Raw genomic sequence first — 12,160 nt, forward strand, 5'->3', positions numbered from 1 at the left:
CCGCTATCGTCACCGGCGACCTCTATCCCCGTTCGCCGCCCGCGATCATGCCGTAGGTGAGAGTCGACAGTGCCCCCAGCCCGAGAAGCTGGCCGGGAAGGTCGAGTGAGCGAGTGTCCGGATCGAAGCTTTCCGGAAGCGATCGCGGGATCAGCACGATGGCCACGGCGGCGATCGGCACGTTGATCACGAAGATCGCGCGCCAGTCGAGTTGATCCACGAGCACACCGCCGAGCACCGGACCCAGCGCTATGGACGAGCCGCCGATCGCGTCGTTGAGGCCGATCATCCTGGCGCGCAACGCTTCCTCTGGAAACGCTTGCACCAGCAGCGACAGCGAACCGGTGAACAAGACAGCGCCCGCACCACCCTGTATGGCCCGGGCGGCGATCAGAACCTCGATGCCGGGCGCGACCGCGCAGCCCGCCGACGCGATCGCGAACAACACCATCCCGGCAAGATAGACACGACGCCGCCCGAAACGATCGCCCGAACTGCCCGCCCCGAGCAACAGCGCCGACAACACCACTGTGTAGGCGTTGACCACCCATTGAAGATCACCGGTCGAAGCGTCGAGATCACCGCCGATCGAAGGCAGCGCGACCGCCACGATGGTGGCATCGAGCAGAGCCATGAACGCCCCGAATGTCAAGCCGATGAAGGCGATCCGGCTCGACTTCCCGCTGATACTGTCACCGCTGGACGACAGCCGATTCTGGCCGACTGGATTCATGACCGCACCTTGCCAGCTGAAGTCGACTTCATGTCAACCTCCGGCGCCGGACGGTATTCACCTCGGATGCGGGGAATGAACGACGGATTCGAGCCGAACATCCAGCCCGGCAGGCGCAGACCGCAACATGTGTCAGCCGTCGGAGCTGTGGTCGATCGCATACGAGTACGCAGCTCGATTCGCCGTGCCTGTTGGGCGTGGTCCTGTCGGGTGTTCGAGCACCGGTGGGTTACCCTGCTCGGTGTTGAATACGAATGTCGTTTCTGACAAGAAAGCGGGTGTCATTCAGTGAAGATCGCCTTCGTCGGCAAAGGGGGCAGCGGCAAGACCACACTGTCGTCTCTGTTCGTCCGCCATCTGGTCGAACAGGGCTTACCCACGCTGGCCGTCGACGCCGACATCAACCAGCATCTGGCTGCCGCGCTCGGCGCCGGTGATGAAGAATCGCTCGCCCTTCCGACACTCAGCGCGCATCTGCTGTTGATCAAAGACTATCTGCGCGGCGACAACCCGCGTATCGCGACGGCGGAGGCGATGATCAAGACCACGCCGCCGGGCTCGGGTTCGCGGTTGCTCGGTGTCGTGGAGGACAATCCGATCTATGCCGCGTGCGTGCGCGAGGTCGGTGGCGCGCGACTGGCGGTAACCGGCCCGTTCACCGAGGAGGACCTGGGCGTGGCGTGCTATCACTCCAAGGTCGGCGCGGCCGAGTTGCTGCTCAACCATATGGTCGACGGGCCGGGGGAGTACGTGGTGGTCGATATGACCGCAGGCGCCGATTCCTTCGCTTCCGGGCTGTTCACCCGCTTCGACCTGACCGTCCTGGTATGTGAGCCGACTTTGCGCAGTGTCGGCGTCTACCGTCAATACCTCGGCTACGCCAAGGATTTCGGCATCCGCGTCGCCGTCATCGGAAACAAGGTCTGCGACGACGACGATCTGGCGTTCCTGCGTGAGCAGGTCGGCGAGAATCTATTGTGCTGGGTCGGCCGTTCCGGGCACGTGCGCGCGGCCGAGCGAGGCATGATCCGGCCGATCACCGAACTCGAGCCCAGCAACCTGGCCGCACTAGCCACCATCCGCGCGACCGTGGACGCGACGACGCGGGACTGGGTCGTCTACCAGCGACAGGCCGTCGAGTTCCATCTGCGCAACGCACGGGCATGGGCGGGCGAGGACGCGGCCCAACAAGTGGATCCGGGTTTCGTGCCCGGCCCGCATATGCGGAGCCGCAGACCGTTGCTCGACCATCGGGTGTGACAGATCGGCCGAGCGGGGAGTGCCGTCCCGCGGTCGGTCCGTCGCCTCGTCGGACGGTTCGCGCTCCTCACCATCTGGCAGTAATCCGGCTCGGTGGCCGCCTTCACCACGACGGCATCTGTCCGGACGAGGGCGGGTGAGCCTAGGATTATCGCGAACAACGTGGACGTGCGTCGGTCAGTGGCGCCGTCCTGATCCTGGTGATCCCGGCGAAACGGAATCGGGTCGGTCCTGTGAATGGGTTTGTACAGAGGCCGACTCGATGGTTGTCGGTGACCGATAAGGGGAGGCAGTGCTCGCGCAGAACGGGGTGAACTCGGTACGGACGAGGGTGTCCTCGACCTACGTGCTGGCGATTCTGGTCGTGGTGGGATTGGCCCTCCGGGGTCCGCTGGTTCGTGCGGTGGAGGGGTCGCCGCGGTGGCAGACGGCGGTGACTATCTTCGCGGGTGTCTTCGTCCAGGCGGTGCCGTTCCTCGTGTTCGGCGTGCTCGTCAGTGGTCTGATCGCGGCGCTGGTCTCCCCCGAGCTGCTGCGAAAGGTGTTGCCGCGTAACCGGTCCGCGGCGATCGGCGTCGCCGGTCTCGCGGGTGCGGCACTGCCGGGCTGTGAATGCGGTGTGGTCCCGGTGGCACGGCGGCTGGCCGATCAGGGCGCGCCGAGCGCGGCGGCGTTGGCGTTCATGCTGTCCGCGCCCGCGATCAACCCGGTGGTCCTGGTCGCGACGGCGGTGGCCTTCCCGGGGGAGCCGGGCATGGTCGCCGCGCGGTTCACCGGTTCGCTGGCCACCGCGGTGGTGATGGGCCTGATCTGGTCGCGGATCGGGCGTCCGGGATGGATGCTCGCGCGCCGCGGCCGGCACGACCACGAGGGGATCGGGCGCTCGCGGTGGGAGGTCTTCACCGAGGCCGCACGTCATGATCTGTTGCAGGCCGGTGCGTTTCTCGTGCTCGGCGCGGCGGCGGCGGCCGCGCTGCGGGTGCTCGTGCCGCCGTCGTGGTACGAACACCTCGCGGGCCGGATGGTGCTGGCCGTGCTGGTGCTGGCGATTCTCGCGATCGTGCTCGCGTTGTGTTCGGAGGCCGACGCTTTCGTCGCGGCGAGCATGTCGACGCTGCCGCTGCTGCCGCGGCTGGTGTTCCTGGTGGTCGGTCCCGCAGTCGATGTGAAGCTGTTCGCCATGCAGGCCGGAAGCTTCGGGCGCGGTTTCGCCGCGCGGTTCGCGCCGTTGACGTTCGTGGTGGCGGTGGCGTGCGGTACCGTCGCCGGCTTGATCTTCCTCGGAGGTGCTCGATGAGGCGGGAGGCCCAGAACCTGCTGTTGCTGCTCGTTGGCGCCACGGTGTTGTGGGTGACCCTCGACGGCGTGTATCTGCGCTACGTGAAGCCGGGCCTGTATCCGTTCCTCGTGGCCAGCGGTATCGGGTTCGTCGGGCTGGCGCTGGTGGCAATCGCGCGTGACGTCCGCCGCGGCACAGCGGTCGCGGATTCCGACCACGACCACGACCACGGTACCGGCCGCGCCGTGTGGCTGCTGCTGATCCCGGTGGCGGTTCTGCTGGTGATCACTCCGCCCCCGCTGGGCGCGGAGGCGGCCGTGACGAGTTCCCCGGTCGAGGTGGTGCCACGCGTCGAGCGTGCGGCGCCTCCTCAGCAGCGGCCGTTTCCGCCCCTGCCAGACGAGCCGGCGCCGCGGCTGTCGTTCGTGGACCTGATGAATCGGGCCTACCTCGATTCGACGCACTCCCTGGAGGGTCGCGAGATAACCATCAGCGGGTTCGTCATGCGCCCCGACGATCTCGCACTGGAAAAACCCGACACTGCCGCAGCCGACCTGGCTCGCGTGGTGATCACCTGCTGCGTCGCCGACGCCCGCTACGTCCGGGTCCACCTCGAGGGCATGACCGAGGTGATCGAGGACGACGCCTGGCTCGAGGTGCGCGGTGTCGTGCGCACCGATGCCACGCTCGACGATTCGGATCACACGCCAACCCTCATCGTCACCCACTACGAGCGGGTCCCGGCCCCCGACAGCCGCTACGAACGCACGCGATAACACCGGTGCACCACGGACGTTCGACGAGGAGACTCGGGCGCGAGCAGTACGGATGTACCGGGACCGGATCCGCGAGCACGGCGAGTCGATGGCCGCGGCGCGGCGGCATGTGGGCGCGTTGCTCGACATCAAACCGGCGACGTTGCGGAACTGGGTCGAGAAGACCGATCAACCGGCCGAGGATCAGGAGCCCGCGGCGGTTTCCGAATCCGAGGAGTTGAAGGTGTTGCGGCGCGAGGTCGCCGAATTGCGAAGGGCCAACGATATTCTGCGGACCGCGAGCGCGTTCACCGAGGCATTTCGTGATTCGGGTATCGCCGGGTCCATCGGCAGCGTCGGCGACGCGCTCGACTGCTCTCATGGAATCGGCGATCGGACTCTACAAAAACGAGCTGATCGACCGACACACCGCCTTCACCGGCTGCGCCGAACTCGGACGAGAAACCGCGTCATGGGGTGCACTGGTACAACACCGAGCGGCACTCGGCGATCGGATACCGACCACCGGTCGAATACGAACACCTCTACCATCAACAGACCATGTCGACCGAGGCGGCTTGAATCCCAGTCTCTACCGGATCCAGGGCGGTTCAACACCGTGACCCGGGAACCTGGCGTCGCGGGCTGTGTCTGCGGTTGGCTCGTTGCGCTCGCTCACAGACGGTCCAGGTCGATCAGGCCCCGGCGCACCGCGGCTACGAGCCGGGGCGGGATGTACCGGACTGCACCGTTCACTGTGATCGGAATCAGCTGGGGTGCAGTGGCTTTCCACTGCGACCGGCGGTGGCGGGTGTTGGCGCGCGAGGTGCGGCGTTTGGGCACGGCCATGCTCAGGCATCCTTTCCGGGCCGTACCCGGCGGCCGTAGCGCTGTTCGAACTTCTCCACCCGGCCCGCGGTGTCCAGCACGCGGTGCGCGCCGGTCCAGAACGGGTGTGAGTCCGAGGTCACGTCCATGACGAGCAGCGGGTAGGTGTGCCCGTCGGTCCAGGTCGCGGTGCGGTCGCTGGTGGCGGTGGAGCGGGTGAGGAAACGCTTTGCGGTGCTGGAGTCCTCGATGAGGACCGGGTGGTAGTCGGGATGGATGCCGGGTTTCACGACTGTTCTCCTTCGCGGGTGGGGGATATGGAGGTGGATTCGGTAGTGGCGCACGGGTCCTCGTGCCAGTCCCCGAACGGGTCCGGCCAGTGCTGCCACGAATTCGGTTGGCGCAGTTCGTCGTCGGTGACCAGGGCCCAGCGCAGGGCGCGGTCGATGTCGCCGGGGTCGGCGTCGTGCACCAGGGCGACCAGTGCGCAGTGCCGGTCGCCGAACCGTGGATGCCAGCGCAGCGCGGCCATGGCCAGCCGTTCGGGGTTCTCGGCCTGTTGATCGGTGGGCGACAGGGCCGCGAGCCACGGCCCGGCCGGGCCGATCCGCAGTCCGGCGCCAGCGGATTCGAGCCACAGCACGTCCTGGGGGCGCGTGGCCAGCCAGATCCGTCCCCGCGCGGTGATCACTCCGTCGAGCAGCACGTCGATGGCCTCGTGCAGCCGCTCGGGTTGGAACGGACGCTGCGCGGTGAACTCGACCAAGCAAACCCCGCCGTCCATCTCCAGCGGCGGCGCCCCGGCCAGCAGCGGTGCGTGCGGATCGAAACCGCGCCCGGTCCGGGAATCCTCACCGGCGCTCGCCAGCACGGCGGCAGCATCGGGACTCCCGCTCACCCAGTGCCGCGGCACACTCGGGGTCAACCGGGCGAAGACGGCGTTCATCACCGCGGTGTCCAGCGGGTCCGGTTGCCCGAAAAACGTTATGGCATCGGCGTATTCGACCTGAGCGAGCGCGACCTGGGCCACTGTGCGATCGTCGTCGCCGGTACCGAGTCGTTCGGCGAGGGTCTCGTCGCCGGTCGCGTCCGACAGCCAGGTGGCGGCGTCGACGGCGGCCAGCATCGCCGCGACCCGTACGTCGTGTCCGGCCGGAGCGTCGACCCGGCCGGCAATGCCGGTGACTACGACGGTCTCGATGGCCTCGCACACCTCGATCGGTTCCATCGCCGGATCCAGCAGCAACACGATGCGCGTCACCGAGCTGCGGTCGGACAGGGTGCGCAGCAGCGGCAGCAGCGAGGCGCGCAGCGTGCAGGACACGCAGCCGTGCGCCAGCTCCAGCGCCGAGGTCTGTTCGCGATCGTGCGTGGTGAGTGTTCGGGTGACCACCCCATCGCGCAGCAGGGCGAGGTCGTGCCGGACCAGCACCGTTCCCGGGGTGAGGAGTCCGGCGCCGAGCTGTCGCGCCCCGTCGGGGTAGCCCCCGATCATGATGACGGGCGTCCTGACGTCCACTCCGCTCCTTTCGACAATTATTTTCATTAACCGCGATCCGAGGGTACAGTGTCGGCCGACAGTTGTCGAAAACGATTTTCAACAGTGAGGAGAGTGGCCGTGTCCGCACACTGCCAGGTGACCGGGCGAGCGCCCGGATTCGGCAAGTCCGTATCGCATTCGCACCGGCGTACCAACCGGCGCTGGGATCCGAACATCCAGCGCAAGACTTACTTCGCGCCCAGCCTGGGGCGGCGCATCACGCTGAGGGTGTCGGCCAAGGGCATCAAGGTCATCGATCGCGACGGCATCGACGCCGTGGTCGCCCGACTGCGGGCTCGGGGGGAGCGAATCTGATGGCATCCAAGAGCACCGACATCCGCCCGATCGTCAAGCTGCGCTCGACGGCGGGCACCGGCTACACGTACGTGACCCGCAAGAACCGGCGCAACGACCCGGATCGGCTGGTCCTGCGCAAATACGACCCGCTCGTCCGGCGGCACGTCGAGTTCCGAGAGGACCGCTGAACTGTGGCGAAGAAATCCAAGATCGTCAAGAACGAACAGCGCAAGCTGGTCGTCGCCCGCTACGCCGAACGGCGCGCGGAACTGCGTGCGACCGTGCGGGATCCGCAGGCGGCACCCGAAGATCAGGCCGCGGCGCAACTCGCCTTGCAGCGGCTACCGCGCGATGCCAGCCCGACCCGGCTGCGCAATCGCGACGCGGTCGACGGCCGTCCGCGCGGGCATCTGCGCAAATTCGGGCTCTCCCGGGTCCGCCTGCGCGAGATGGCGCATCGGGGCGAGCTGCCCGGCGTGAGCAAATCCAGCTGGTAGGAGAGGAATCCCATGAAAGGGGCGCGATCCCGCAACGCGCGCAAGCGAATCGAGGCACCCCACAAGGTTCGCAAGAATCCGCTGATAGCGGCCGGCATCGTCGAGGTCGACTACAAGAATGTGCCGCTGCTGCGGACCTTCGTATCCGATCGCGGCAAGATCCGCAGTCGCCGGGTCACCGGACTCACCCCACAACAGCAACGACAGGTAGCTATCGCAGTGAAGAACGCCCGCGAAATGGCCCTTCTCCCCTACTACGCCGGAAAGTAGTTGGAACCACACCGCATGCGGCGCACACCAAGCGGCCCCGCACTGCCCATTTCGGCTGAGGCCCAGGAGGGTGCCGAATCACGGTATCGGTCGCGACCGAGCACCAATGGCTGCGCGGGCCGCACCGCCTGCGGCGGGATCCGCCGGCGGACCGGTTGCCGACCCCGCACCGACAGAACACATCGGCGAACCCGTCGTCACGCTGAACGCCATCCGCCGGGGTCAACCCGGGCACCGGCGGCACAGAGGGCGCCGTCGTGATCGTGGACCCGGACAGAGCCGGACCACCTGCAACTCGGAACGAAACTGCTCGCCTCGGCGCGGCCCAAGACGGCACCGATTGCCTTGTCTCCGCAGGAACTCCGGCGACACCTACTGGCAGAACATTTGGGTGACGTTGCGTTCCCGCTCGCGTTTGACGTTGGCGCGTGCGCCATCGAGGGAGCGCCGCAGTGTCCGGCTTTCGGTCCCGGCGGCAGTGAGGTTTTCGTTGAGGGCCGTGACGAGGGCCCGGAGCTCGGCGTATTCGTAGCAATGATCAGAACCTGTGGATGACCGGGAAGGAATACCTTCCCGGATGATCTGAAAGCCAACGGGTTTCGATCGTCTCGGCGCGCCAACGCCGGGCGGGAAGTACATCCCATGCTCGAGGTAATCGACGGTGGTGCTGACTCCAATCGGGACGGCGTGTCGGTGGCAGGGTCGCCAATCGACGAGATCGTGCGCGAGGCGCCGATCAGCTCGATGAGAACGGGTACCGGCTGGTGGTGACGCGAGGTCGTCGTCAACATAGAGGACGGCTGGAAGGCGGCGCGACTGCCCTGACCGGCGCCTCGCCTGATATGGCGGGCGCCGGAGGGAGGCCCTGGTCAGATTCCGATGTAGACGGCCTTGGTGTTGAAGTAGGCTTCGATACCCTTGCGGCCGCGTTCGCCGCCCCAGCCGGACTGCTTATGACCACTGATGGGCATGGACGGGTCAGCGGCGAGTGCGGTGTTGACCCAGATCTGACCGGCGTTGAGCCGGTTGACGACCCGGTGGGCGCGGGCCAAGTTCTCGGTCCAGATGGATCCGGCGAGCCCGTACTCGGTGTTGTTGGCCGCAGCCATGACCTCGTCCTCGTCGTCGAAGGGGATCACCGAGCCGACGGGACCGAAGATCTCCTCGCGGATGAGCCGCATGTCGGGGGTGGTGTTGGTGATGATCGTTGCCTCGTAGAAGTAGCCGCGGCGGTCCAGATGCTTGCCGCCAGTGATGACTTGGGCACCGGCGGCGACGCCCTCGTCGACGATGGCGGTCACGCGCCGGCGCTGCTTCTCGCTGATCAGCGGGCCGAGGACCGAGGTGGGGTCGTCGCTGCCACCCATCGGTAGCATCCTCGCGAAGGCGGCGAGCCCTTCAACTACCCGGTCGTAGATTCCGCGCTGGACATAGATGCGCGAGGTGCATGAGCAGTTCTGGCCCGACCCGGCGAGCAGGCCGATACCCGCGCCCATGATCGCCTTGTCCGGATTGGCGTCGTCGAACATGATCAGCGGGGATTTGCCACCGAGCTCGAGGGTCAGGCGCTTGAGGTTGCCCGCGGCGGCTTTGACGATCAGACGGCCGACCTCGGTTGAGCCGGTGAACGAGATCTTGTCGACATCGGGGTGGGCGGTGAGCGCGGCACCGGTGGTCTCGCCGCGGTCGCCGGTTGGGAGGTCTCGGTGCTGGTCGCCGCGGTCTCTGACGCGCGCCCGCTGCACATTCTCGGTGCTGAACTCGTCGACCTGGAAAAGGTGCTCGCAGGTCACGGCCAAGGGCGCAGGCCGCACGCGTTGGCGATCGCCGGCGACATCTGTTCCCGCGATTCCCGCGCGCATCGCGGCGTGGTGTCGGCGTTGCATGACGGCGGTGTGGAAGTCGTCGTCTGGGGCGACAACTGGTCGTCGCCTCCCGAGCATCGCGTCGACCCGGTAGTGCATCGGCTCAGTGTCGCCGCACGCGCGTTCAAGGCCCAGGCGCTTGCCGCGGCATTGCTACCGGCCGAAGCCGTGGATCGGGTCGAAGTATTTCGGAGCGGGGTATCGCAGTTTCCACCGGTCGGTGCTGATCTGAACCCCGTCGGCTGATTTCCAGGACCGCCGTTCACGCAGCAGGCGTGGTGCGCGAAGCGGAGTTCGACTGGGGCGCGGCGGCCCGTTGAAGTCACTGTCGGGCTGGATGATTCAACCGGATCGTGAGATGCGGCCCGGTGCGGCAGGGATCTCGGATCGGTGATTACTCCCGGGTGATGGAACCATCGATCCGGCAAATTCCGGTACGACACCGGACGCAAGAACCGCTCGATGGCGAGGCCGCCGACAGACGTCGCGGCCGGTGCCGCTGTGGTGGGGGACGGTCCACCGTGTATCACCGCATGACCCACTTGGACTGCGGCAGGCCGGCCGTCGAACAGTACTCTGCCGGAGGGAAGTTCCAGTTTCGGCCTCAGCGCCCGCGCAGGCTCATGGTCGCCGAACCTGTGTGCACGGTGGCCGTGAGCCGGCCCTCCAGTGCGTCTACCAACTCGAGGAACTGTTCGGTCCGTTCGACACGCACGATGATCGAGGCGGGGCCGAGCACCTCGTCGTGCAATTCCGGATGCGTCAGGAAATGCCCGGCGCTGGTGACGAACAAATGCGGAACGCCTTGGCAGACCGCTGTGGTGGGGACGCCCGGTGAGGGCAGGCTGCTGGGCAGGTTGACGAAGTAGGTGGTCGAGTCCGCGCTGGCCAGCACAGTCGTAGCCAATGCGGCCGCGCTGAACTTGATTCCGCTCAACCGTCGTGAAGAACGTCCCGATCACACGTGCGGTGGATGTCGCGGCGCTGTCGAGGGCGGGGCCTTCCACCGTTGCGGCTCTGGGATTGCGAATCCACACCACGGTCACAGCGATCACGACCGATGCGGCGACAAGCGTCGCCGCCACCCGGGTGTTGATGTCCGAACGGACGCCGACGAGCGCTGCGTGGTGGTTGGCCGTCGCACCGGCGAGATCGTCGGCCGCCAGCTTGATCTCGCCGGCATGGAGCACCTATCCCGGCGCGTTGCCGTGAGCGCGCCGGGTCCGCCTGCTGTCCTATTTCTTCTGCTTGGTTTCCTGCACCTTCCGTCGCATCTCCGCGGCGAGTGCCTTCTTCCGCTGCTCCTACCGCTGCCCCGGAGTTTTTCCTGTTCCTTGGCGTAGCGGACTTCGCTGACCCGCGCTGTGAGCGATGGGGTCCAGCGGCCGAGCGAGGCGAGCTCGGCGAACGCGCACAACACGCGGAACCACACCAGGGTTGCAGGATGGGTTGCGCCGCAGTGCAGGTCGAGGTTGAAGGCGACAGGCGCCTCGCGGATGGCGGGGATACTGCGTGCGGGCTTCGTGGCGACCCGATGCGGCGCGGCGATTCGGTGGAGGTACGGCAGCAGCTGCGAGAACGAGGCATGCAGTTCACGGAATCGCCGCTTTCAGAGGCTGCGATGAAAGCGCTATGCGGCCTTCCGCGCCGACCGTTCCGAGACCTGGCTCGCCGAACTGCTCCGCACCGGCCTCACCGCCGACGTCCTCGATCCACCCGACCCACCCCCGGCGGCGAGCCGACCACCTCCGGAAGGTAGGAATTGTTGTATCCACGGGGGCCCTTGACCGACTCAGCTACTTCGAGGAGAGGGCGCAGTGCAGCCTTTGAAGAGTACCGATCCCAAGCAGATCGGCCCGATCACAATTCGCGGGTTGCTCGGTTACGGTGGCATGGGCCGGGTCTACTTCGGGGTCACCGACGACGCCCAGCCGGTGGCGGTCAAAGTGATACGGGAAGATCTGCTGGGCAGGGAAGAGGTTCGCGCGCGTTTCTTCCGCGAGCTGGACGCACTGCGGTCCGTGCAAGGCCCTCATATCGCGGCGCTGCTCGACGCTTCGGACGAGAGCGCCGATCAGCCGTGGATCGCGATCGAATACATCCGTGGTCTTACCCTCAAGGAAGTGGTCGAGACGCGCGGTTGCCTGAGTGCGGAACACGCCGCGACGCTGGGTCTGCTGTTGGCGAAAGCCCTGGCCGATATCCACGCCGCCGATCTGCTGCACCGTGATCTCACCCCGGGCAACATCCTGATGAGCCGGGAAGGTCCCAAGGTGATCGATTTCGGGCTGGCGGCCTTCGCCGACGGCCCGAGTGATCTCACCGGAAGTACAGCCCACCTGGGTACGCCCCCCTGTATGTCGCCGGAGCAGGTGAACAGCCCGCGCCAGATCTCGACGGCCTCGGATGTCTACTCGTTGGGCGCCACCCTGCTGTATGCGCTGACCGGGCATTACCCCTACCGGGACCAAGTGACCGCGGCGCGGTTACTCAAGATCTCGGATCCGAATTCCCCGCCGGACTTGGATGGCCTGCCTACGCGATTCGAACCACTTGTGCAGCGCATGCTGGCGCATGAACCGGCGGATCGGCCGACAGTCTCCGAGGTTCGCGCCTGGTGCGAGCAGTTCGTCGGCAACCACGTTATCGCCGCCATTCGCGATCTCGCGGTCGGTAGCTATGTGGAGCGCGATACTGACCCTGAGCAGTCCCCGCCACGCAAACCCGCACCCAAGGATCTGTCCACTGTCGCTCCGCCGGGTTCGGTGATCCACCGTCTCGCCGAGAACCTGCGCCGCGAATACGCCGCCACCGCCCGATTCTGAAAGGCCACCGG

The 12,160-nt window shown here is 66.8% G+C and carries 14 protein-coding genes and 3 pseudogenes; 11 read left to right on the forward strand and 6 right to left on the reverse strand.

Annotation, left to right across the window (positions count from 1 at the left end; all coding sequences use genetic code 11):
• Positions 1-22: 22 nt before the first annotated feature.
• Complete coding sequence (locus tag APZ21_RS04900) at positions 23-733, reverse strand: MFS transporter (RefSeq protein ID WP_054811990.1); 711 nt, start codon at positions 731-733, stop codon at positions 23-25.
• A 288-nt stretch (positions 734-1,021) separates the two neighbouring features.
• On the opposite strand from APZ21_RS04900, the gene APZ21_RS04905 reads away from it, so the two are divergent.
• The 5 genes and pseudogenes from APZ21_RS04905 to APZ21_RS36255 all read left to right on the forward strand — a co-directional run.
• The gene (locus APZ21_RS04905; RefSeq protein WP_054811991.1) at positions 1,022-1,993 is read left to right on the forward strand and encodes an ATP-binding protein; all 972 of its coding nucleotides are present in this window, start codon (positions 1,022-1,024) and stop codon (positions 1,991-1,993) included.
• 292 nt (positions 1,994-2,285) lie between these two features.
• Positions 2,286-3,290 carry a permease gene (locus tag APZ21_RS04910; RefSeq protein WP_054811992.1) on the forward strand — a complete coding sequence of 335 codons (1,005 nt, stop codon included), beginning with the start codon at positions 2,286-2,288 and terminating at the stop codon, positions 3,288-3,290.
• Positions 3,287-4,048, forward strand: coding sequence for a TIGR03943 family putative permease subunit (locus tag APZ21_RS04915; protein ID WP_054811993.1), 762 nt, complete (start codon positions 3,287-3,289; stop codon positions 4,046-4,048). Before APZ21_RS04910 ends, APZ21_RS04915 begins: the two co-directional genes overlap by 4 nt.
• Positions 3,951-4,280: pseudogene (locus APZ21_RS36535) on the forward strand (transposase); the annotation flags it as partial. The gene APZ21_RS04915 and the pseudogene APZ21_RS36535, both read left to right, overlap by 98 nt.
• Positions 4,281-4,322: 42 nt before the next feature.
• Positions 4,323-4,609: pseudogene (locus APZ21_RS36255) on the forward strand (integrase core domain-containing protein); the annotation flags it as partial.
• Between the two features lie 93 nt (positions 4,610-4,702).
• Here the strand turns inward: APZ21_RS36255 and rpmF are convergent.
• The 3 genes from rpmF to mrf are packed head-to-tail and all read right to left on the reverse strand — an operon-like array spanning position 4,703 to position 6,374.
• Positions 4,703-4,876, reverse strand: coding sequence for a 50S ribosomal protein L32 (gene rpmF / locus APZ21_RS04920; RefSeq protein WP_054811994.1), 174 nt, complete (start codon positions 4,874-4,876; stop codon positions 4,703-4,705).
• 2 nt (positions 4,877-4,878) lie between these two features.
• Positions 4,879-5,145: a type B 50S ribosomal protein L31 gene (locus APZ21_RS04925; protein WP_054811995.1), complete on the reverse strand. Its 267-nt coding sequence runs from the start codon at positions 5,143-5,145 to the stop codon at positions 4,879-4,881.
• Positions 5,142-6,374, reverse strand: coding sequence for a ribosome hibernation factor-recruiting GTPase MRF (gene mrf / locus APZ21_RS04930; RefSeq protein ID WP_054811996.1), 1,233 nt, complete (start codon positions 6,372-6,374; stop codon positions 5,142-5,144). The genes APZ21_RS04925 and mrf overlap by 4 nt, the downstream gene beginning before the upstream one ends.
• Before the next feature lie 99 nt (positions 6,375-6,473).
• Between mrf and rpmB the strand changes: the two genes are divergently transcribed.
• The 4 genes from rpmB to rpsR are packed head-to-tail and all read left to right on the forward strand — an operon-like array spanning position 6,474 to position 7,459.
• Positions 6,474-6,710, forward strand: a complete 237-nt coding sequence (rpmB, locus tag APZ21_RS04935; RefSeq protein WP_054812046.1) for a 50S ribosomal protein L28 — start codon at positions 6,474-6,476, stop codon at positions 6,708-6,710.
• Positions 6,710-6,880 carry a 50S ribosomal protein L33 gene (gene rpmG, locus APZ21_RS04940; protein ID WP_054811997.1) on the forward strand — a complete coding sequence of 57 codons (171 nt, stop codon included), beginning with the start codon at positions 6,710-6,712 and terminating at the stop codon, positions 6,878-6,880. The genes rpmB and rpmG overlap by 1 nt, the downstream gene beginning before the upstream one ends.
• 3 nt (positions 6,881-6,883) lie before the next feature.
• Complete coding sequence (gene rpsN, locus APZ21_RS04945; RefSeq protein WP_054811998.1) at positions 6,884-7,189, forward strand: 30S ribosomal protein S14; 306 nt, start codon at positions 6,884-6,886, stop codon at positions 7,187-7,189.
• 12 nt (positions 7,190-7,201) lie between these two features.
• Positions 7,202-7,459, forward strand: coding sequence for a 30S ribosomal protein S18 (gene rpsR / locus APZ21_RS04950; RefSeq protein WP_054811999.1), 258 nt, complete (start codon positions 7,202-7,204; stop codon positions 7,457-7,459).
• Between the two features lie 869 nt (positions 7,460-8,328).
• Here the strand turns inward: rpsR and APZ21_RS04955 are convergent.
• Positions 8,329-9,141: pseudogene (locus tag APZ21_RS04955) on the reverse strand (aldehyde dehydrogenase family protein); the annotation flags it as partial.
• A gap of 24 nt (positions 9,142-9,165) precedes the next feature.
• On the opposite strand from APZ21_RS04955, the gene APZ21_RS33705 reads away from it, so the two are divergent.
• Positions 9,166-9,570 carry a hypothetical protein gene (locus APZ21_RS33705; protein WP_239476490.1) on the forward strand — a complete coding sequence of 135 codons (405 nt, stop codon included), beginning with the start codon at positions 9,166-9,168 and terminating at the stop codon, positions 9,568-9,570.
• A gap of 358 nt (positions 9,571-9,928) precedes the next feature.
• On the opposite strand, the gene APZ21_RS04965 is transcribed toward APZ21_RS33705, so the two are convergent.
• Positions 9,929-10,261, reverse strand: a complete 333-nt coding sequence (locus APZ21_RS04965) for a hypothetical protein (RefSeq protein ID WP_054812001.1) — start codon at positions 10,259-10,261, stop codon at positions 9,929-9,931.
• Between the two features lie 880 nt (positions 10,262-11,141).
• Here APZ21_RS04965 and APZ21_RS04975 point away from each other — a divergent pair.
• A complete protein-coding gene (locus APZ21_RS04975) occupies positions 11,142-12,149 on the forward strand; it encodes a serine/threonine-protein kinase (RefSeq protein WP_156370675.1) in 1,008 nt (335 codons plus the stop codon).
• Positions 12,150-12,160: the final 11 nt, after the last annotated feature.

This window comes from Nocardia arizonensis, from assembly GCF_001310275.1.
Classification (GTDB): Bacteria; Actinomycetota; Actinomycetes; order Mycobacteriales; family Mycobacteriaceae; genus Nocardia; species Nocardia arizonensis.